Below are 21,443 nucleotides of genomic sequence, written 5' to 3' on the forward strand. Positions count from 1 at the left end.
AGTGTCAGTCGCCACAGGTGTTAACTGACCCACCGCTATCGCGGGCAAGCCCGCTCCCACATGTGACCTGCGTTTTTAGCTGCTGGCGGTGGTCGCTTGCACACGATCAGCCAGCAACTTCGCCAGCTCAATCAACTGCACGACGCCCAGCAACGCCTCTCGCTTCGAGCCATCCAGGTCAAATGCCAGGTCGCAGCTCAGCGCATTCGCCGACGCGAGGGTTTCGCTGAGGTTGACCAACAGGTCTTCAGTGCTGATGCCATCGGCCACGGTGAATAGGCGAATGGGGGGATTTGGGGTGGGTTTGATCATTGTGAAGCTTCTCAATCTAAGTGGAGCTGCCACGGATCGCCGCGATGCGATTGGGTGGCAGCTGTGCGCAGGTTCGCGGACCGGAGATCAAGGAAGCCGGCATACCCGAAGGTATCCCGCGCACAGCCACCATAGCGCCGCACAGTAGACGATAAAAAAGCGTCAACTGAAAGGAGGCAATGCTTGATCTGTCCGGGCCGCGACGCCCGACCGCTGAATGTGCAGCGGTGCCCGGAGACTAGAGATTGAGTGTCCTAGGGACAACCTTAAAGACTTGTCGGAAATTTCTGTTTGCTGCTTGCAGACATTGCACCAGCAACCAACAGCCTCACGCCAAACACAGACAAAAATGTGGGAGCGGGCTTGCTCGCGAAGGCGGTGTATCAGTCACCGAATGTATTGGCTGACACACCGCTTTCGCGAGCAAGCCCGCTCCCACAGTAGAAACTGCGCCAGCAGGTCGCAGTGCGGCCTACCTGCATACGGTCTGCCAGCAAAGCAATTGCCTCTGTCGCTTCTTCCCTAAAAGCCGAAACCACCTACAAACACTTCCGAACCAGCTGGCTGGTTCAACCAAAAGCCCCCGCCCTAACCTTCCCGCTCACGGTTTCGCACTGCTCATGCAGCGCGTCGCATCTTGCCAGCCCGTATCCCAAGGAATACGATCAGCGATGATTCATTTCAAAAAATCAAAGGAATTTCAGGAATGGCTCGTTTCATTACGCAGCAACGCTGCCCGCGCACGTGTGACTACACGGATAGATAACGCAACATAGGGAAATTTTGGAGACTGTGAGTCAGTCGGAAACGGCGTATCAGAAATGCGCATCCATTATGGTCCTGGATACCGTATTTACTTCACGCGCAAGGGCGATGTGGTTTACCTGCTGTTGATAGGCGGCGACAAATCAACCCAGAAGCGTGACATCCAGCACGCAAAAAAAATCGCAGAAGACTTTGAAAAAAGGAGTACCCCATGACTGAATTTACAGATTTCGATGTCGCGGACTACCTCAAGACCCCTGAGGACATGGCCGAGTACCTTGAAGCCTCCTTCGAGGAGGACTCCGGCGACGGCTTGCTGATTCGCTCAGCCCTGAACAACATCGCACGCGCCCAAGGCATGACCCAAATCGCCCGCGACGCAGGCCTTGGACGCGAAAGTTTATACAAAGCCCTCTCCGCCACTGGCAATCCCGAATTCGCAACTATCATGAAGGTCATGAAAGCTTTAGGCCTCAAGCTCCACGCCACCGCAATTTGATAGCACTGCGACACCAAACCACACCGCCCCTTTTTACTTATCCCCCTCGATCAGGCTAAATACCCACCTGATCGTTTAACCCTACGGATTGTCCGCCATGGCCCGTCAACGCTTTGCAATCGCCTGGATCGCCTGCCTTGCAGTGCTGCTCAACGCCTTTGCCATGCCGATGACCAGTGCGATGCAGCAGTCGGATGACCCGGCTAAAAACCTGTTGTGGGGCAGCTTCTGTTCATCCAACGGCGCCAGCCTGAAGACCATTGCCCTGGGCGCGCTGGAAATTCCGTCGCCGCAGCAGGACGATCACTCCAGCATGCAGCATTGCTGGTGCTGCTCGGGCTCGGCGCCGGTGGTGGCGTTGCCGGGGCATGTGCCGCAGCTGTATGTCACCCGTTTTGATGCGGTGCCAGGCCTGTCGCCGCCGGCGTTGCAAGCCCCTACCCCGCGCCAGCAATGGCCGAGCCTCAACCCCCGTGCCTCTCCAACGGTTTGATGTGTTCGCAAGTGAACTGCGTTTAGAACTGTTCTGGAGAACTGCCATGCTCAAATCTTCCCTGCTTCTGGCTGCGTTGCTGCTGCCGGTGTTCAGTGCTGCCAATGCCGATGACTACAAGGCGGGCGACCTGCTGGTCAGCGACCCGTGGTCCCAGGCGTTGCCGCCCAATGCGCCGACGGTTGCGGCGTATTTTGTGATTCATAACACCGGTGAAGCCCCGGACCGCTTGCTCAGCGTGGAAACGCCGGTGGCGGACAAGGCCGAGATGCATGAGCATGTGATGCAGGGCGACTTGATGAAAATGCAGCGCGTCACCAGCGTCGCCGTGCCGGCCAAGGGTGAGCTGACGTTCGCGCCGATGGCCTATCACGTAATGCTGCTGGGCCTCAAAGACCGCAGCCTGTTGGCTGACGGCAAGCAATTTCCGCTGACACTGACCTTTGAAAAAGCCGGCAAGGTAGACATCGAAGTCTCGGTGCAGAAAGTGCCGCCAGTGGCCACTCACGAGCATAAGCACGCCAGGTAGGCCAACCTCGATGGGCGCCCCTCGCGCCAGGTTTTCTCCACACGCCCGCGTAAGACGCGGCAGCTGGATCAGCCTGTTCGCCATGCTGATGATCTTTATCGGTCCGCTGATTTCCCAAGCGATGCCGATGGACCATCACGCCGGTATGTCGATGAGCATGTCCATGGACATGCCGATGGACCACGGTGACTCCCATCACCCAAAAGCCCCTGACGAACACCACGCCCTCTGGTCCAAGTGCGGCTATTGCGACTTGCTCTATAGCTGCCCGGCCCTGCCCGGCGGCAGTTCAACCTTCACCCTCGGCAACCCGCCACCGGCCAACGCCCTCACCCCCGCCACTCGCCTGGGCCACGCCCGGCAGAGCATCTTCCCTGGCGCCCGCAGCCGCGCACCGCCCGTCAACGCGTAAGCACTTCACAGCGTTACTTCACCCCGGCCGACGTTAGACAGGCAGCCGCAGGCTGCTGGCCGTGTTGTTTACGATTGATTGATGGAATTTGTCATGTCCAGGTTTTCTGCTGACACCCGTTTGGGAAGCACCCCCGTGTTCGCCGTTCTGTGCGGCGCTTTGTTGGTTGCGCAAGCCCACGCCGACGAACATGAACTGACCCCCACAGTGATCACCGCGATCGCGCCCAGCTCGCCACTGACCGTGATCACCAATCCGAAAGACCCGCGCCAACCGGTGCCCGCCAGCGACGGCGGCGACTACCTCAAGACCATCCCCGGTTTCGCCCTGGTACGTAACGGCGGCACCAACGGCGACCCGGTGCTGCGCGGCATGTTCGGCTCGCGCCTGAATATCCTCACCAACGGCAGCATGATGCTTGGCGCCTGCCCGGGCCGCATGGACGCGCCCACCTCGTACATCTCGCCAGAAACCTACGACAAACTCACCGTGATCAAAGGCCCCCAAACCGTACTCTGGGGCCCGGGCGCCTCGGCCGGGACCGTGTTGTTCGAACGCGAGCCGGAGCAGTTCGGCGAGCTGGGCACGCGGGTCAATGCCAGTGTGCTGGCCGGCTCCAACGGGCGCTTTGACAAGGTTGTCGACGCCGCAGCGGGCGGGCCACTGGGCTATGTGCGAGTGATCGGCAACCAGGCGCACGCCGACGACTACAAAGACGGGAATAACAGCACCGTCGCCTCGCGCTACGACAAGTGGAACGGCGACGTGGCTGTCGGTTTCACCCCCGACGCCGATACCCTGCTGGAACTCACCGCAGGCCGCGGCGATGGCGAGGCGCGTTACGCCGGGCGTGGCATGGACGGCTCGCAGTTCCTGCGCGAAAGCCTGGGGCTGCGTTTCGAGAAATCCAATATCGGCGAGGTGCTGGACAAGGTCGAGGCCCAGGTCTACTACAACTACGCCGACCACGTGATGGACAACTACAGCCTGCGTACGCCGTCCGGCACCGGGATGATGGCCGGGCCGATGGCCGCCAATGTCGACCGCCGAACCCTCGGCGCGCGCATCAAGGCAACCTGGCGTTGGGCTGATGTGCAGTTGATCAGCGGCCTGGACGCGCAGACCAATGAACACCGCGAACGCAGCAGCATGGGCGTCGACACCTACAAGAGCTTGCCACGGGTCAAGGACGCTAACTTCCACAATTACGGCGTGTTCGGCGAGCTGACCTGGTACGCCGCCGACCGCGACCGGCTGATCACCGGTGCGCGCCTGGACCGCGCCTCGGCCAAGGATTTTCGCCAGGCCAGCGCAACCGCCGACGCTACCCGCACCGACACACTGCCCTCGGGCTTCGTGCGTTTTGAGCACGACCTGGCCGACAGCCCGACCACCGTCTATGCAGGGCTGGGCCACTCGGAACGCTTCCCGGATTACTGGGAGCTGTTCTCCCCGGACACGGGCGCAGTCGGTTCGGTGAATGCCTTCGATGGCGTCAAACCGGAAAAAACCACCCAGCTCGACTTCGGCGCGCAATACAAAACCGCCGACCTCGACGCCTGGGCCTCGGGTTACATCGGCCGGGTGCAGGATTTCATCCTGTTCAACTACACGCCTGGAATGATGGGGCCGACCTCCCAAGCCAGCAACGTTGACGCCCGCATCATGGGCGGCGAATTGGGTGCTGCGTACAAGCTGACCCGTCACTGGAAAGCCGACGCCACCCTCGCCTACGCCTGGGGCAAAAACACCAGCGACGGCAAGGCGCTGCCACAAATGCCGCCGCTGGATGCGCGGCTTGGCCTCACCTACAGCGAAGACGATTGGAGCGCCGGTGCCTTGTGGCGCGTGGTCGCGGCGCAAAACCGCATCGACCGGAACAAGGGCAATGTGGTCGGCAAGGACTTCGACAAGAGCAGCGGCTTTGGCGTGTTCTCGCTGAACGCGGCGTACCGCATCAACAAAAATTTCAAGGTCAGCACCGGCGTCGACAACCTGTTCGGCAAGGCCTACGCCGAGCACTTGAACCTGGCCGGCAACGCCGGGTTCGGCTACCCGGCCAATGACCCGCAAGCCATCAAGGAACCGGGGCGGACCCTCTGGACCAAGGTGGACATGAGCTTCTAAAGAGCATCGCAGGCAAGCCAGCTCCCACACTTGAAATGCATTCCCCTGTGGGAGCGGGCTTGCCCGCGATGACGGCCTGACTGACAAAAAAATCTTAAGCCTTTGCGGAGCACCCTGATGACCACTCAAAAAGTTTCCTTCTACAACCTCGCCTGGCGCTGGCACTTCTACGCCGGCCTCTTCGTCGCCCCCTTCATGGTGCTGCTGGCCCTGACCGGCATCATCTACCTGTTCAAACCCCAGCTCGACCCGCTGATGTACGGCGACCTGCTCACCGTGCCCGTCGCCGAACACGCCCTGAGCGCCGACGAGCAACTGCAACGGGCCAAAGCCGCCTACCCACAAGGCACGATCAGCAAATACCTGCCGCCTGCAGACGCCACCAGCAGCGCGCAATTTGTGATGCACAACGGCGGCCGCGAGGTCACGGTATTTGTCGACCCGTATCGCGGCACCGTACTCGGCGAGCAGGACGCGAAATACAACCTGCAAGCCATCGCCCGCGCGCTGCACGGTGAGCTGATGATCGGCACCGTGGGCGATCGCCTGGTGGAACTCGCCGCCGGTTGGGGCGTGATGCTGGTGGTGTCCGGCGTGTACCTGTGGTGGCCGCGCGGCAAGTCGTCGGCGGGCGTGTTGTGGCCTCGTTTCAACACCCGTGGCCGGGTGTTCTGGCGCGATATGCACGCGGTCGCCGGCTTCTGGGGCGCGGCTTTTTTGCTGGTGATGCTGCTCAGCGGCATGACCTGGACCGGCTTCTGGGGCAAGCAATACGCTGACCTGTGGAATACGTTCCCGGCGGCGATGTGGAACAACGTGCCGCAGTCCGACCAGCAGGCACGCACCCTCAACACCGCCAGCCAACAAACCGTGCCCTGGGCCATGGAAAACACGCCGATGCCGATGTCGGGCGAGCACGCCGAACACATGAACCACGGCGCCGCGCATGCAGGCCCCGCCGCGCCCACCGTGAGCCTGCAACAGGTGGTGGACCTGGCAAAGGCGCGCAACGTCGAGCCGGGTTACAGCATCACGCTCCCGACCACCGCTGAAGGCGTATTCACCGTGGCGGTGTTCGCCAACGACCCGCGCAATGACGCCACCCTGCATGTGGATCAATACACCGGCAAGGTCCTCGCCGATGTGCGCTGGGCGCAGTACAACACCGTCGCACGTGCCACCGAGACCGGTGTGATGCTGCACGAAGGCAAGATGTTCGGCTGGATCAATCAACTGATCGTGCTGGTTATTTGCCTGATGATCCTGCTCAGCGCGGTGAGCGGCGTGGTGATCTGGTGGAAGCGTCGGCCGGTTGGCGGGCTGGGTGTTCCGCCGCTGCGCCATGACCTGCCGAAGTGGAAAACCGCGATGGTGATCATGCTCGGCCTGGCGATCATTTTCCCGTTGGTGGGCGCCTCGTTGATCGTCGTCTGGGCGCTGGATCGCCTGGTGCTGTCGCGCCTGTTTGGCAGACATGAATCTGCCTCAGGTTCCGCATGAGGCAGGCGAGATGCCCACGGCAGAGGCCTTCTGTAGCCTTGCGCGACTGTTGTCCCGCAGCCAATAAGTGTTAACTTATAACACTTTCTGCGTTATCGTTGCTCGCCGCGCCCTGCGGTGAGCAACCCTCCAAGAAGACTGATCGACCGATGAACAAGTACTTCGCGTCCGGCCTGTGCCTGCTCGCTTTGCACACCAGCGCCCAGGCCCTGACCCTGCCCGCCAGCCCCGTCACCGCACCTGCCGTCGATGAAGAACGCATCGACCTGGACACGCCGACGACCGCCGGCTCACGCCTGAACCTCACGGCGCGGCAGACACCCGGCAGTGTCGAAAGCCAGACCGGCGAGAAAATCCGCGAACGCGGCGATGCCAGCGTGCAGGACGCCATTTCCCGTGCCACCGGCATCACCCGCACCGGCACGCCGGGCGACGGCGGTACCTCGTTGCAGGCGCGCGGCTTTACCGGGCAGGCGTCGGTGATGCAGCTCTACGACGGCAACCGCATGTACATGGGCATGGGCACATCGACCTTCCCGGTAGACACCTGGGCAGTGGAGCGCGTGGACGTGCTGCGCGGCCCGGCGTCGGTGCTGTACGGCGAAGGCGCTACTGGAGCGGTGATCAACACCGTGCCGAAAAAGCCGTTTAGCGGCGAAATCGAAAACCACATCCGCCTGGGCTATGGCTCCTATGATCGTCAGCAGGAAGCCCTCGACAGCGGCGGCTCGCTGACCGATACCCTGAGCTACCGTTTAAACCTCAACCGCCTGCGTAGCAACGGCTTCATCGACCGCGGCGACTCAGCCAGTGACTTCGTCAGCGGCGCCCTGCGCTGGCAGGCAACAGACAACCTGAGCGTTACCCTGGCCAGCGACTACGGCGACCAGCGCCCGCAGAATGACTTCGGTACGCCGCTGCTCAATGGCCACTTGTACAACAGCCTGCGCGACAAGAATTACAACGTCAGCAACAACACCCAGCATTACAACGACCAGTGGACGCGCCTGACCAGCGAGTGGCAGATCAACGAGAACATCAGCGCCACCAACGAGCTGTTCTACCTCAAGAACCAGCGTCGCTGGCAGAACGCCGAAAACTATAATTTCACCGACGGGCAGTTAACCCGCAGCGGCAACTTCAGCATCAAGCACAACCAGGAGCAGGTCGGTGATCGCCAGACCTTCACCTTCAAGCACACGCTGTTCGGCCTCGATAGCCAGACCGTGGCTGGCGTGGAATACAACCGGATTCGCTTTCGCCTGGCGAGCAACTCGCCCTTTGACGACGTGTTGAGCAATGGCCAACCCATCGACATCAACTACCCGGCACCGGCGCCGTTTACCAGCCAGGACCCGTTCAAGCCGTTGTTCGCCACTACCACCAAAACCATCGCCGGCTTCGCCGAAAACCGCCTACAACTCACCGAAAAGCTGGCGCTGGTTACCGGCATCCGCCGCGACTACGACCACGTCGAGCGTGATGATTTGCGCGACGGCAGCCAGACCGACAAAACCCTCACCGGCAATAACTGGAAGGCTGGGCTGGTGTATGCGATCACGCCGGACACCACGGTTTACGGCCAGTACGCGACCAGCACCGACGGCGTCGGCGGTTTGATTTCCCTGAGCCCGAGCCAGCAGCAATTCGACCTGTCCAGCGCCAGGCAAACCGAAATAGGCCTCAAACAATCCTTCTGGCACCAGCGGGGCGAATGGACCCTGGCGGCTTATCACATTGTGAAAAAGAAACTGCTGACCGATGTGCCGGGCAACCCCGACCTCAAGCAGCAAGTCGGCCAGCAATCCTCCAACGGCCTGGAAGCCAGCCTGGACCTGCAATTGCCACACGCCTGGCAACTGCAAGCCAACGCGGCGATCGTGCGGGCACAGTACGACGACTTCAAACAGGACGTCGGCGGTGTGCAAGTGTCGCGCGACGGCAACCGCCCGGTGGACGTGCCGCGCCGCACCGCCAACCTGTGGCTGAGCAAGGCAGTGACGGACGACATCCGCGCCGGTGCTGGCGGGCGCTACGTTGACGCACGCTATGCCGACATGGCCAACACCCGCGAAGTACCGAGCTACACCGTGGTCGACGCCAGCGTGTCATGGAAGGCGATGCGCAACACCACACTGGGTCTGCACTTGAATAACCTGTTCGACCGCACCTACGCCGTGAGCCAGTACAACGACGGTCAACAGTGGATCCTCGGCGAACCGCGCTCGTTCTTCGTCACGGCGGACTACACCTTTTAACCGATACCCTGTGGGAGCTGGCTTGCCTGCGATAGCGGTAAATCAGGCAATACACCTTCACTGGAACGACCGCTATCGCAGGCAAGCCAGCTCCCACAGTTTGATCTGTGTTTAATTCGAGAGGCACGATGACTTCACTCACCCTCACCCGCCTCACCTGGACACCTCAGGATCACGGCCACTGCCTTCACCAGTTCCACCTGTGTGATGCCAGCCTGCAGGTCGGTGCGGGTGAGTTTGTGGGGCTGATCGGGCCTAATGGCAGCGGCAAAACCAGCCTGCTGCGCTGCGCCTATCGGTTTACCAAACCCGATCAGGGCGACGTGTCGCTCGCCCACCAGAACGTGTGGAAGCAAAGCTCGAAATGGTGCGCGCAACGCATCGCCGTGGTCCTGCAGGAATTCCCCGACGCCTTCGGCTTGCGCGTGGATGAAGTGGTCGCCATGGGCCGCACGCCGCACAAAGGGCTGTTCGACAGTGACACACCCCACGACCGGCAATTGATCAGGCAAGCGCTGCAATCGGTCGGCATGCAGGGCTTCGAAGACCACGCCTTCGCCACCCTTTCCGGCGGTGAAAAACAACGCGTGATCCTCGCCCGTGCCCTGGCCCAGCAACCCGAGTTGCTGGTGCTCGACGAGCCGACCAACCACCTCGACCCGCGTTACCAGCTTGAACTGCTGCGGCTGGTCAAGCGCCTGAACATCGGCACCCTGGCGAGCATCCACGACTTGAACCTGGCGGCCGCGTTCTGCGACCGCCTGTACGTGATCGACCATGGGCGCATCATCGCCAGCGGCACGCCCCATGAAGTACTGACCGTCGAACTGCTGCGCGATGTATTTGGCGTCGAAGCACTGATCGACACTCATCCCCTGTCCGGCTACCCCCGAATCACCTGGATAACCCAACCATGATCCCGCGCGCCTTTCTCGCTGTTGCCTTGCTGCTCTGTACCTCCCACGCATTCGCCGAGGCCACCCATTACCCGGTCACCATCAAAAGCTGCAACCGCGAAGTGACCTTTCAGGAAGCGCCAAAACACGCGGTCAGCCACGACATCAACATGACCCAAATGATGCTCGCCCTGGGCCTCAAGTCGCACATGGCCGGCTACAGCGGCGTGACTGGCTGGAAGTCAGTCACGCCGCAAATGACCGCAATACTCGACGGCCTGCCGGAGCTGGCGAGCAAGTACCCGTCGGTGGAAACCCTGCTCAATGCAGAGGTGGATTTCTTCTTCGCCGGCTGGGATTACGGCATGCGCGTGGGCGGCGACCTCACGCCACAAACCCTGCAACCGCTGGGCATCAATGTGTATGAGCTGACCGAGTCGTGCGCCTTTGTGATGAAACGCCCGGCGGCGACCCTGGACGACACCTATAACGACCTGCGCAACCTCGGCAAGATCTTCGACGTGCAAGACCGCGCCAACGCGCTGATCGCGCAGATGCAGGCGCAGGTCGCCGAGGTGCAAAAAAACCTGCCCGCCGACAAGCCGCGCGTGTTCCTGTATGACAGCGGTGAAGACCGCGCCATGACCTCCGGCCGCCTGGGCATGCCCGAAGCGCTGATCAACTCGGCCGGCGGGCGCAACATTCTCGATGACGTCGACGCCAGCTGGACCCGCGTCAACTGGGAAACCGTGGTGGAGCGCAACCCGCAGGTGATCGTGATCGTCGACTACAGCGAAATCACCGCCGAACAGAAGGAGCAATTCCTGCTCAACAATCCCGCGTTGCAAGCCGTCGACGCCATCCGTAATCAGCGCTTTATCGTGATCCCGTATGTGCAGGCCACGCCGGGCATCGATAACGTGCTGGCGGTTGAAACCCTGGCCAAGGGGTTTCACGGCGAATGATCACCCGTCGCTACGCCTTGTTGCTGGCCGCCCTCGGCGCGGTGCTGCTGGTCTCTTGCGTGATCTCGCTGGGCTTCGGCCCTGCGCGGGTGCCGGTGGAAGTGGTGTGGCGAATCGTGTTGTACAAGGCCTTCGGCTTGGGTGAGGTGAACTGGTCAGCCGGGCAGGAACATATCGTCTGGCTGATTCGTGTGCCGCGCATGTTGCTCGGTGCATTGGTGGGCGCCGGGTTGGCGCTGATTGGCGCGGTGTTGCAGGCGGTCACGCGCAACCCGCTGGCAGACCCGCACCTGCTGGGCGTAACGTCCGGCGCCACCCTCGGCGCGGTGATCGTGGTGCTGCATGTGGGTGAAATTATCGGCCTGCTGACGTTGCCCATCGCAGCGTTCATCGGCGCGCTGGTGAGTATGTTGGTGGTGCTGGCGGTGGCCAGTCGCAATGGACGGCTGGAGAGTGATCGCCTGTTGCTGTGCGGCGTGGCAGTGTCGTTTGTGATGATGGCGGCGGCCAACCTGTTGCTGTTTATGGGCGACCACCGCGCGGCGTCGGCGGTGATGTTCTGGATGCTCGGCGGCCTGGGCCTGGCACGCTGGGAACTGCTGGCCATTCCCGCTGCCACCGTGCTGCTGGGGTTGTTGGTGCTGGTGGGCATGGCGCGGCCCTTGAACGCGTTGATGGCGGGCGAACAGACTGCCGTGACCCTCGGCCTGAACGCACGCAACGTGCGGCTGAAAGTGTTTCTGGTGGCCTCCTTGATGACCGGCGTGCTGGTGTCCATCAGCGGCTCCATCGGCTTTGTCGGGCTGATGGTGCCGCACATTGCCCGGCGCCTCGTAGGCGCCGAGCATCGTCGGTTACTGCCGGTGTGCGCATTGCTTGGCAGCCTGTTCCTGGTGTGGGTGGATGTGGCTGCGCGCACGCTGATCGCCCCCGAGGACTTGCCGATTGGCGTCGCCACGGCGGCGATTGGCGGGTTGTTTTTTATCGGGCTGATGCGCAAGCGCTGAGCCGCATCACTCAGAGTTCATCCTTGTCCGGCCGCTGTGTCGAACGGGTTGGCAATTTCAGGTCTGCGCCGACCAGTGTGCGCACTGTCCAGAAGGCCCCTTTGCGCAGCACCCGCAACTGGCCAACCCGGGCCAGTTCGGACAGCACCTGCGATGGCGCTGGCGCCAGCGGGGTATAGCCGCCCTCGGCGGTCCATCTGCCGGGGGCGGTCAACAACTCGGCTTCTTCCTGGCCGAACGTCGGCGCATAGCTCAGTAACGCACCGTCCCGGGCGGACAGGTAAAAACCCGAGATGGAAAGCCTCTGTTTTTTCAACTCATACAGATAAAACCCCAGCTCGCGCCACGAGACGAAAAACTCGGCAAACAGGCGCTCACTGCCCACTTGCACCTGATCGCGTCCAGCGTGAAACACCACGTGGGCGGCGCTGACTTGATAACCTGTCGGCCACACCGCAGCGGTGGAAAACAGATGCGCACTGACGCTGGAGGGAAAGCCCTCGTCAGGGGTTGCCAGCACCGGTAGGTAAGCGCTGGTCGCGGTTTTTTCCAGCAAGGCACTGATCGCCTGTTGGCCGGTGTAAGCGCCCGCCCGATCGTGAACAAAGCCTGCGGCGTCGTCCCGGTGGGCATGCACCGGCCCCAGCTCCCAGCGCCGCTCATCAGCCGGCAGCACGCCCCGCGAACGGCCCGGCTGCCATTGCGCATCCACCACACCAACGCCCGGCCAGTTATCGCTGGGCACCAGGATGCGCAACTCACCGGCCGCCGCCATGCGACGGATGTAATCGCGCGGGCTGAGCAGGCGCAGTTTCAATTTCAAGTCGTCCTGATAATCGACGAAGCGATCATTGCGCACGGTGAACTTCAACAAAGCGCCATCGGCACACGACAAGTACAGAGGGAACGCTGCGCGGCTTGCGGTGGCGCTCACTTGGTACATCGCCTGTATCAACCGCGTGGGTGAGATCAACCCCCGATAAATCGAGTCCAGGCTGATTATTTGGCCGGCCGGTTGAGTGTCACCCCATTGCAAACCGCACAGGTACAGCCCCGCCATCTGATAACGATAGGGGTAGCCGGCATCGGCAAAAACCCGCCGGTGAGAGAGGTCCGAACCGCCATCGGTAACCGGTAGCGTGGCGACGAAGTGCCCGTTGCCGGTGGATTGGAGCACATAGCCGAACTGCGCCTCATGCCTTTGCCCGGCGTGTTCATGGGCATGGCGCGCGGCATCGTCCGCGCGGGTGTGCAGCGGGCTGCACGCAGGGTCGACAGTTGCCTCAAGGTAACGCCGACCGCGCAAGACCTCGCTGAAAAATGGGCTCCAGCCGGCAACTGGGCCTGGTGCGCCCCACAGGGTGCTGCCGACAACCACCTGCAGTTCAAACGTTTTACTCACACGGGTCACGTATTCTTCGGGGGCCAACTCACCGTTGCGTAGCTGCCGTTCAAGTGGCCCGCTCAGCCAATCGCGGCGATTGCGCGGCCGCATAATGAACGCTGAGGCCGGAATGGGCGGGTACTTCAACTCCGGTCGCGGTTTCAACCGAATCAACGCGCCGTCGGGCGCCAGCAAATAGTGGTAGTGAGGCGTCTGAGCAGTGGACAGCGCCTGGGCCAGCACACGTGTGGAAAACATGTTGCCGTACACCGCCGACTCGGCCGGTGAGAGCAGAAACGGCCATTGCGTGGCCGGCCTTGAGTGATAGCTGGCAACCACCTCCGTGCGCTGCGGGTACAGCCCACGGGTGACCATTTCATCGGGAAAGATGCTTTTCATATCGAATACTTCATCCGGCACCCGCACCGGCTCAGTGGCAACAAACCAGCCATCGTTACGACGCAGGATAATGCCGCCATAGGGCTGATCCAGGCTCGGCGAGACACGACGGCGGATGTACTGCGCAACGTCATCCATGGCCAGAAACGCCGGGCTGAGGCGGCGCCGTTGCAGGTTTTCGTACGGCTTCCACTGCCCCGTCACATCGCCGGCAACGTCCCAGCAATGGCTGGTCTGGACCACCTGCAAATGGCCGGAGGACGCTACGCGCCGCACAAACTGAAGCGTTTGCAGGGTGCCTGCATTCAGTTTGTTTTGTACCGTTTCAAACGAATCCGCCTCACTCTGCGCCTCGAACATGGCTTGAGTCGAGGGCGACTGATACCGCAACAAGGCACCTTCCGGCGTGGCGATGTACAGCGGGGCGCCGTGTGGCGGCATGATCGTCTGGATGCGCGCCTGGGCAATGCCCTCACTCAAGTCCTCGGGTTCGATAAACACACGCTTCAACCAGGCTGTCGCGCCATTCCCGACAAACTGGTTGGCGTAGTAGAGGCTGTGACAAGCAAAGCCGTCGGGCAGAGTGGGCCCATAGAGGCTGGCGAGGGACAGCAGCGGGGATTTGCCGGTGACGGGAATCAGTTCGCTGGCCACATATTCTTCGAGGCTTTGGTGCCGGAGGATGAACGCAAAGTAGCGGTTGGCAAAGTGTTGCGCGTGGTCCTGAGGGTCGCGTCGGTACAGATCACGGGCAGCGTCGTCAGCGTTGCCGAAAATCGGCCCGTGGCTCACCGTCGCCGGGCGCTGGAATTGCAGGGCTCGCACCCACGGCCCCCAATCCATTTCAACAAAGTCAGCCGGGCCCCACAGCGCGTTGCCGATGACCACCCGCAGCGTGCCGGACTCGGCGAGCGTCCTGACCACGTCAGCGGGTTTCATCGCCGCGTCGGCCAGGCGTTTGGCAATCGCGCTGTCGCCCTTGGCGGCATCGCCCGTCCACTGCAGGCGCCACTGCGCCGAGGTGGTGGACGGCCCCCACGCGATCACGCTGTCTTGAGAACCCGACAGATACCCCGTGACGCCCGCAGCGAGCAGGTCGGCCACATCGTCCGGGTGGAACATCTGGCCGCTCAATTCGGCTTCCTGGCGGGTCCATTTGAAACGGGCGACGTAGGCCGGGTCGGTCGTCGACAACGCAGGCCGCGTGCCGTAGCGGGCATGCAGGCGATGACCCGCATTGAGGATAATCGGCGTGTTCTGGCGATCCACAGGGTAGAGGCCATCGAAGGCAAAGGGCCGTGGCCCCGTGGCCACCGGTTGAGTCACCACGAAGCGACCGTCGGGTTGTTGCAGAATCATCCCGCCGAGTACCTGCTCGCGCCGCCCGCTGATGGTCCCGTGGATATAACGAGCGGCGTCGTCGGCGGTCAAAAAGGCGGTGCTCAAGGAAGGCAGGGTGAAACGCGAATAGGGAGCCCACTGCGCATCGACAACGCCACTGCGGTCCCACAGGGCACTGGTTTTCTCCACGCTCAGTTCACCGGCGGCGGCCACTTTGCGCACGAAATCCCGGGTCAGCAGTGAACCGTTGGCTAGCGCGGCTTGCCAACCATTGTCGGTTACCTGGCCGTCTGCGGCCTGGGCAAACAGCTGGGATTCGAGCGCCGAGCCGGAGAAGCGATAGCGCAAGATGGCGTCGTCCCGCATGCGCATATACAACGACGCCCCCAAGGTGGATTGCGGCCCCTGGCTGTATTGGCGAAACCGCGCGATGTGCTGCGCAAGCTCCAGCGGGCTGATGAAATTTTTATACAGCCAGTTTTCCAGCGCGGGGTACTGGGCAGGCAGTGGCCGAGAATGAAGGTAGATTCCGTGCAGGTGGTAGCCGATGGGAAGCTCAGGCAATACGCCCGCCAACCCTTCGATAGGTTCAGGATCTCGGGCCACATACTCCGTCAGCGCATCGGACAGCAGGATCAATGCTTGCTGCCGCAGGTTGGGTTTGCGTTGAATCTGAACCGAGGCATGCGCCAGCGCACGCGCCGTGCCCGCGAACACCGGCCAGGGTTTGTAGGGCTCCCATTGGGCGGGGACCCGGCCCACGGAGCCGCCCCAATAAGGGCTGGAGATTAAAAACGTCAGTTGCCCTACCGAGGCGAGCTTCTTGTAGAAACCCTCCAGAGTTCCATCGTGAGCGTCAGGTGAATCGAAGCTGCCGTTGGTCAAGAGCCAACGGTAATAGTTATTTGCGGCGGGCGACTCATCGAATTGAAATTTAAGCAGCGTGCCGGCGGGGCCAGTGAGGTAAGCCGTGTTGAACTCACGGCGGTTCTGATAATTAAACATCACGTCCTCCGTTGAGTAAAAATCCTGGTAGGCCGTGACCTGATGCGCGGTCCATTTTGGATTAAGGCGTGTGACCCATACCGTGTTACTTGGGTGCGTATGCCAACTGGCGACTATCTGATACGCCTCCGGATCGAGGAAGGCGGTATTGGCCGCATTCTCGTCCAGCAAAAGATTGAAATTGAACACGGTGGGGCGATCGGAAATCGGCTCACTGCCGACGAAAAGGCCGTCGGCCAAACGTCTCAGGATGACGCTGCCGTATTCCACCTGCACATTGCTCCGCACGCGCCCGTGAAGGTAGCGGGCCACCTCATCGGCGCTGGAAAACGCCGGGCTGAGGGTGCCCAGCTTGGCGTGGCCACGGGGAAGGGTTGCGCGTTTTTCGCGCATGGGTTGGTCGTCCATGATGAATCCTCGGAACAAGATTGGATGTTCCGCCATCCTGAACACCCGCTGATTCCGGGGGGGCTACATAGTTAGTCAGGCCCTCGCACCAAGACAGTGCCCTGCCGCTGCCACCCTATCCATCCGGCGCTTATTCAGTGCGTCGCCAACCAGGAGCGCCACCCGATTGCCCTTGATTACGGCCTATTCCAAAGCAGGCACAGCCTTTGCAAAAGCCCTGGTATCTGTCCAATAACAACACTTGGGTTCTCGGAGATCGCACCATGAAGCGTCGCAGCTTGATCAAGGCTTTCACACTGTCGGCATCCATTGCCGCCATGGGCATGACCTGGACTATCCAGGCCGCCGAAACCATCAAGGTCGGCATCCTGCACTCGTTGTCCGGGACCATGGCCATCTCCGAAACGTCCCTCAAGGACATGGCGCTGATGACCATCGACGAGATCAACGCCAAGGGCGGCGTGAACGGCAAGATGCTTGAGCCGGTCGTGGTAGACCCTGCATCGAACTGGCCATTGTTCGCCGAAAAAGGCCGTCAGCTGCTGACCCAGGACAAGGTCGCCGTGGTGTTCGGCTGCTGGACCTCGGTGTCGCGCAAATCCGTGTTGCCGGTGTTTGAAGAACTCAACGGCTTGCTGTTCTACCCGGTGCAATACGAAGGCGAAGAGATGTCGCCGAACGTGTTCTACACCGGTGCGGCGCCGAATCAGCAAGCCATCCCCGCCGTGGAATATTTGATGAGCGAAGAAGGCGGCAGCGCCAAGCGCTTCTTCCTGCTGGGCACCGACTACGTGTACCCGCGCACCACCAACAAGATCCTGCGTTCGTTCCTGCACTCCAAAGGCGTAGCGGACAAAGATATCGAAGAGGTCTACACCCCATTCGGCCACGCCGATTACCAAACAATCGTGGCCAACATCAAGAAATTCTCGGCGGGCGGCAAGACCGCTGTGATCTCCACTGTGAACGGCGATTCCAACGTGCCGTTCTACAAAGAGCTGGCCAACCAGGGCTTGAAGGCCACCGACGTACCGGTGGTGGCGTTCTCCGTGGGTGAAGAAGAACTGCGCGGCATCGACACCAAACCACTGGTGGGCAACCTTGCCGCCTGGAACTACTTCCAGTCTGTTGAGAACCCGGTGAACCAGAAGTTCGTCGCCGACTGGAAAGCCTACGCCAAGGCGCACAACCTGCCGGGCGCGGACAAAGCCGTGACCAACGACCCGATGGAAGCCACCTACGTGGGCATCCATATGTGGGCGCAGGCGGTGGAGAAAGCCAAGTCCACCGACGTCGACAAAGTGCGCGAAGCCATGGCCGGGCAAACCTTTGCCGCGCCGTCGGGCTTCACCCTGACCATGGACAAGACCAACCACCACTTGCACAAGCCGGTGATGATCGGCGAGATCCAGGCCGATGGGCAGTTCTCGGTGGTGTGGCAGACCAAGGAGCCGATTCGCGCCCAGCCATGGAGCCCGTACATTCCTGGCAATGACAAAAAGCCGGATTACGCCGTCAAGAGCAACTGACCAGAGGGGTGTCGGCACTTGAGGCCGACACAATCCCTGTGGGAGCTGGCTTGCCTGCGATGCAGACGCCTCGGTGTATCTGATACACCGTCATCGCAGGCAAGCCAGCTCCCACCTTAGTTTGAGCAAGGCCCAAGAATATGCCCACTGCCCTTTACCGCTTCATACTGACGGCCCTGCTGTTGCTGCCATTGGCCGCACACGCCAGCGACGCCGAAGACTTCCTCGCCGCTAACCCGATGCAACAGGCCAAGCTCCTCCAGGACTGGGCCGCCACGCCTGACCCGGCGCGCATCGAGTTGGTGGACGCCCTGCAGCAAGGCCAGCTCACGGTCAACGGTGAAACCAAAACCGTACGCCTGAACAACCGCCTGCGCGGCCTGATCGATAACGTTCAAGCCAGCCAGCAACTGCTCGCCGCCGACCCCAAGGTGCGCCTTGCGGCCGCGCAAACCCTGCAAAAAAGTGCACAACCTGCGCAGCTGAAATTTCTCGATCAACAAGTCGCCGCCGAGACAGACGAAGACGTACACACCGCCCTCAGCCTGGCGCTGGCCAACCTGCAACTGGTCGACGCCGACCCCGTGGTGCGCCTCGCCGCTGTGCGTTTGCTCGGCGGCACCGGCGACCCACTGGCCCGCACACGCCTTGAAGCGTTGCTCGCCCCCGGCGTTGAAACCGATGCCGCCGTGCACACCGCCGCTGAAACCAGCCTGGCCCAGGTCAAACGCAAATTGATGTTCGGCGAGATCCTCGGGCAAGCCTTCAGCGGCATGTCCCTGGGGTCGATTCTGCTGTTGGCGGCCCTCGGCTTGGCGATCACCTTCGGCCTGCTCGGCGTGATCAATATGGCCCACGGCGAGATGCTGATGCTCGGCGCTTACTCCACCTACGTGGTGCAAATGCTGATGCAGCGCTACGTGCCCGCGGCCATCGAGTTCTACCCGCTGATCGCGCTGCCGGTGGCGTTTTTTGTGACCGCAACCATCGGCATGGCGCTGGAGCGCACAGTGATTCGTCACTTGTATGGCCGCCCGCTGGAAACCCTGCTCGCCACCTGGGGCATCAGCCTGATGCTGATCCAGTTGGTGCGCCTGGTGTTCGGTGCGCAGAACGTAGAAGTGTCCAACCCCGAATGGCTGTCCGGCGGTATTCAAGTGCTGCCCAACCTGGTGCTGCCGTACAACCGCATCGTGATCATCGGCTTCGCGCTGTGCGTGGTGGTGCTGACCTGGCTGCTGCTGAACAAAACCCGCCTGGGCCTCAACGTGCGCGCCGTTACCCAAAACCGCAACATGGCCGCCTGCTGTGGCGTGCCAACCGGGCGCGTGGACATGCTCGCCTTTGGCCTCGGTTCCGGCATCGCCGGGCTTGGTGGCGTAGCGCTGAGCCAGATCGGCAACGTCGGCCCGGACCTGGGCCAGAGCTACATCATCGACTCCTTCCTAGTGGTGGTGCTCGGCGGTGTCGGCCAGTTGGCTGGGAGCGTCATGGCGGCCTTCGGGCTGGGCATCGCCAACAAGATTCTTGAACCGCAGATCGGCGCCGTACTCGGCAAGATCCTGATCCTCGCGCTGATTATTCTGTTTATCCAGAAACGCCCGCAGGGACTCTTCGCACTGAAAGGACGGGTGATCGACTGATGAACCAGCCATTGATGCTTACGGCCACGCAAAAAGTCGGCCCCAAGGTCACGATTGCAGTCGGCGCGCTGATCCTCGTCGTGCTGCTGGCGCTGCCCTTGCTGTCGTTGTTGCCAGCGGAGAACGCCTTTCATATCTCGGCCTACACCCTGACGCTGATGGGCAAGATTCTGTGCTACGCCATCGTCGCCCTCGCGCTGGACCTGGTATGGGGTTACGCAGGCATGTTGTCGCTGGGCCACGGCTTGTTCTTTGCCCTGGGCGGTTATGCGATGGGCATGTACCTGATGCGCCAGGCGTCCGGGGATGAATTGCCGGCCTTCATGACCTTCCTGTCGTGGACCGAATTGCCGTGGTACTGGGTCGGCACCGAGCACTTTCTGTGGGCCATGTGCCTGGTGGTGCTGGCGCCGGGCTTACTGGCGCTGGTGTTCGGGTTCTTTGCCTTCCGTTCGCGGATCAAGGGCGTGTATTTCTCGATCATGACCCAGGCCCTGACTTTTGCCGGGATGCTGCTGTTCTTTCGCAACGAAACCGGCTTTGGCGGCAATAACGGCTTCACCAACTTTCGCAGCATCCTGGGTTTTGGCATTACTGAACCGGGCACGCGGGCGGTGCTGTTTTTCGCCACGGTGCTGTTGCTGGTTGCCAGTTTGTACACGGGTTGGCGGCTGGCGCAGAGCAAGTTCGGCCGGGTGTTGACCGCCCTGCGCGACGCCGAGAACCGCCTGATGTTCTGCGGCTACGACCCGCGCGGTTTCAAGCTGTTTGTGTGGGTGTTGAGCGCGGTGCTGTGTGGCTTGGCGGGCGCGTTGTATGTGCCGCAAGTGGGCATCATCAACCCCAGCGAAATGTCGCCGACCAACTCGATTGAGGCCGCCGTGTGGGTGGCGTTGGGCGGGCGTGGCACGCTGATCGGCCCGTTGCTGGGCGCTGGCGTGGTGAACGGCATGAAGAGCTGGTTCACCGTGGCGTTCCCGGAATACTGGCTGTTCTTCCTTGGGGCGTTGTTCATCATCGTGACCCTGTACCTGCCCAAGGGCGTTATCGGCCTGTTGAAGAAATGAGGAACGTCATGCTTGAACCTATTTTCGATGCAGGCAGCGGCCGTGACGCCATCGGCATTGGCCAGGCTGCCGGCCCCGGCCTTAACACCCGCCACGGCACCATCCTGACCCTGGAAGATATCAGCGTCAGCTTCGACGGTTTCAAGGCGCTCAACAACTTGAACCTCTACATCGGCGTCGGTGAATTGCGCTGCATTATCGGCCCCAACGGCGCGGGCAAAACCACGCTGATGGACGTGATCACCGGCAAGACCCGCCCCAGCCACGGCACCGCCTGGTTTGGCGAAAACCTCGACTTGACCGGCATGAGCGAAGTGCAGATCGCCCAGGCCGGTATCGGCCGTAAATTTCAAAAACCCACCGTGTTCGAAGCCCTGAGCGTATTTGAAAACCTGGAGCTGGCGCAGAAAACCGACAAGTCCGTATGGGCCAGTTTGCGCGCGCGCCTGAGCGGCGAGCAGAAAGACCGCATCGAAGAAGTGCTTGAGACCATCCGCCTCACCGCCTCGGCACAGCGCCCGGCCGGGTTGCTGTCACACGGCCAGAAGCAGTTCCTGGAAATCGGCATGTTGCTGATGCAAGACCCGCAACTGTTGCTGCTGGACGAACCCGTGGCGGGCATGACCGACGCCGAAACCGAATTTACCGCCGAACTGTTCAAACGCCTGGCGGGCAAACATTCGCTGATGGTGGTGGAACACGACATGGGCTTTGTCGGCGCGATTGCCGACCACGTCACCGTGTTGCACCAGGGCAGTGTGCTGGCCGAAGGGTCGCTGGAGCAGGTGCAGGAAAACGAACGGGTGATTGAGGTCTACCTCGGTCGTTAATGCTACCAAGGACTGCTTTATGTGGGAGCTGGCTTGCCTGCGATGGCGGTGTATCAGATACACCGCCATCGCAG

At 61.6% G+C, this 21,443-nt stretch carries 16 protein-coding genes and 1 pseudogene; 15 read left to right on the forward strand and 2 right to left on the reverse strand.

What is annotated here, in order from left to right; genetic code table 11:
* Positions 1–75: 75 nt before the first annotated feature.
* The gene (locus tag ACP7A2_RS14535) at positions 76–312 is read right to left on the reverse strand and encodes a DUF6124 family protein (RefSeq protein ID WP_426134757.1); all 237 of its coding nucleotides are present in this window, start codon (positions 310–312) and stop codon (positions 76–78) included.
* Positions 313–983: 671 nt separating this feature from the next.
* On the opposite strand from ACP7A2_RS14535, the pseudogene ACP7A2_RS14540 reads away from it, so the two are divergent.
* The 11 genes and pseudogenes from ACP7A2_RS14540 (at position 984) to ACP7A2_RS14590 (ending at position 11,763) form a co-directional block, all read left to right on the forward strand.
* A pseudogene (locus ACP7A2_RS14540) lies at positions 984–1,292 on the forward strand (type II toxin-antitoxin system RelE/ParE family toxin).
* Complete coding sequence (locus ACP7A2_RS14545) at positions 1,289–1,576, forward strand: addiction module antidote protein (RefSeq protein ID WP_122730648.1); 288 nt, start codon at positions 1,289–1,291, stop codon at positions 1,574–1,576. The pseudogene ACP7A2_RS14540 and the gene ACP7A2_RS14545 overlap by 4 nt, the downstream one beginning before the upstream one ends.
* Positions 1,577–1,673: 97 nt before the next feature.
* Entirely contained in the window at positions 1,674–2,069 is a 396-nt protein-coding gene (locus ACP7A2_RS14550) for a DUF2946 domain-containing protein (protein ID WP_426134758.1), read from the forward strand.
* Positions 2,070–2,115: 46 nt separating this feature from the next.
* A complete protein-coding gene (locus tag ACP7A2_RS14555) occupies positions 2,116–2,598 on the forward strand; it encodes a copper chaperone PCu(A)C (RefSeq protein ID WP_426134759.1) in 483 nt (160 codons plus the stop codon).
* A gap of 10 nt (positions 2,599–2,608) precedes the next feature.
* The gene (locus ACP7A2_RS14560) at positions 2,609–3,010 is read left to right on the forward strand and encodes a DUF2946 domain-containing protein (RefSeq protein WP_426134760.1); all 402 of its coding nucleotides are present in this window, start codon (positions 2,609–2,611) and stop codon (positions 3,008–3,010) included.
* A gap of 93 nt (positions 3,011–3,103) precedes the next feature.
* Positions 3,104–5,137, forward strand: coding sequence for a TonB-dependent copper receptor (locus ACP7A2_RS14565; RefSeq protein WP_426134761.1), 2,034 nt, complete (start codon positions 3,104–3,106; stop codon positions 5,135–5,137).
* A 117-nt stretch (positions 5,138–5,254) separates the two neighbouring features.
* Positions 5,255–6,637 (forward strand): PepSY-associated TM helix domain-containing protein, encoded by a 1,383-nt coding sequence (locus ACP7A2_RS14570; RefSeq protein ID WP_426134762.1) that lies wholly within the window; start codon positions 5,255–5,257, stop codon positions 6,635–6,637.
* Between the two features lie 149 nt (positions 6,638–6,786).
* Positions 6,787–8,895, forward strand: a complete 2,109-nt coding sequence (locus ACP7A2_RS14575) for a TonB-dependent receptor (RefSeq protein WP_426134763.1) — start codon at positions 6,787–6,789, stop codon at positions 8,893–8,895.
* Positions 8,896–9,023: 128 nt separating this feature from the next.
* A complete protein-coding gene (locus ACP7A2_RS14580) occupies positions 9,024–9,812 on the forward strand; it encodes an ABC transporter ATP-binding protein (RefSeq protein ID WP_348059981.1) in 789 nt (262 codons plus the stop codon).
* The gene (locus tag ACP7A2_RS14585) at positions 9,809–10,756 is read left to right on the forward strand and encodes an ABC transporter substrate-binding protein (protein WP_426134764.1); all 948 of its coding nucleotides are present in this window, start codon (positions 9,809–9,811) and stop codon (positions 10,754–10,756) included. The genes ACP7A2_RS14580 and ACP7A2_RS14585 overlap by 4 nt, the downstream gene beginning before the upstream one ends.
* The gene (locus ACP7A2_RS14590; RefSeq protein ID WP_426134765.1) at positions 10,753–11,763 is read left to right on the forward strand and encodes a FecCD family ABC transporter permease; all 1,011 of its coding nucleotides are present in this window, start codon (positions 10,753–10,755) and stop codon (positions 11,761–11,763) included. The genes ACP7A2_RS14585 and ACP7A2_RS14590 overlap by 4 nt, the downstream gene beginning before the upstream one ends.
* A 10-nt stretch (positions 11,764–11,773) precedes the next feature.
* Here ACP7A2_RS14590 and ACP7A2_RS14595 read toward each other — a convergent pair whose 3' ends face one another.
* On the reverse strand, positions 11,774–16,300 hold the full coding sequence (locus tag ACP7A2_RS14595; RefSeq protein ID WP_426134766.1) for a hypothetical protein: 4,527 nt from the start codon (positions 16,298–16,300) through the stop codon (positions 11,774–11,776).
* A 263-nt stretch (positions 16,301–16,563) separates the two neighbouring features.
* Here ACP7A2_RS14595 and urtA point away from each other — a divergent pair, with 263 nt between their 5' ends.
* From urtA to urtD, 4 genes are all read left to right on the forward strand, one after another.
* Entirely contained in the window at positions 16,564–17,829 is a 1,266-nt protein-coding gene (gene urtA / locus ACP7A2_RS14600; protein WP_426134767.1) for an urea ABC transporter substrate-binding protein, read from the forward strand.
* A gap of 140 nt (positions 17,830–17,969) precedes the next feature.
* A complete protein-coding gene (gene urtB / locus ACP7A2_RS14605; protein WP_426134768.1) occupies positions 17,970–19,472 on the forward strand; it encodes an urea ABC transporter permease subunit UrtB in 1,503 nt (500 codons plus the stop codon).
* Positions 19,472–20,539, forward strand: coding sequence for an urea ABC transporter permease subunit UrtC (gene urtC / locus ACP7A2_RS14610; protein WP_426134769.1), 1,068 nt, complete (start codon positions 19,472–19,474; stop codon positions 20,537–20,539). Before urtB ends, urtC begins: the two co-directional genes overlap by 1 nt.
* Entirely contained in the window at positions 20,536–21,369 is an 834-nt protein-coding gene (gene urtD, locus ACP7A2_RS14615) for an urea ABC transporter ATP-binding protein UrtD (protein ID WP_426134770.1), read from the forward strand. The genes urtC and urtD overlap by 4 nt, the downstream gene beginning before the upstream one ends.
* The last annotated feature ends 74 nt before the right edge of the window (positions 21,370–21,443 follow it).

Origin of the sequence: Pseudomonas sp. PWP3-1b2 (genome assembly GCF_049896045.1) — a bacterium.
Taxonomy (GTDB): domain Bacteria; phylum Pseudomonadota; class Gammaproteobacteria; order Pseudomonadales; family Pseudomonadaceae; genus Aquipseudomonas; species Aquipseudomonas antarctica_B.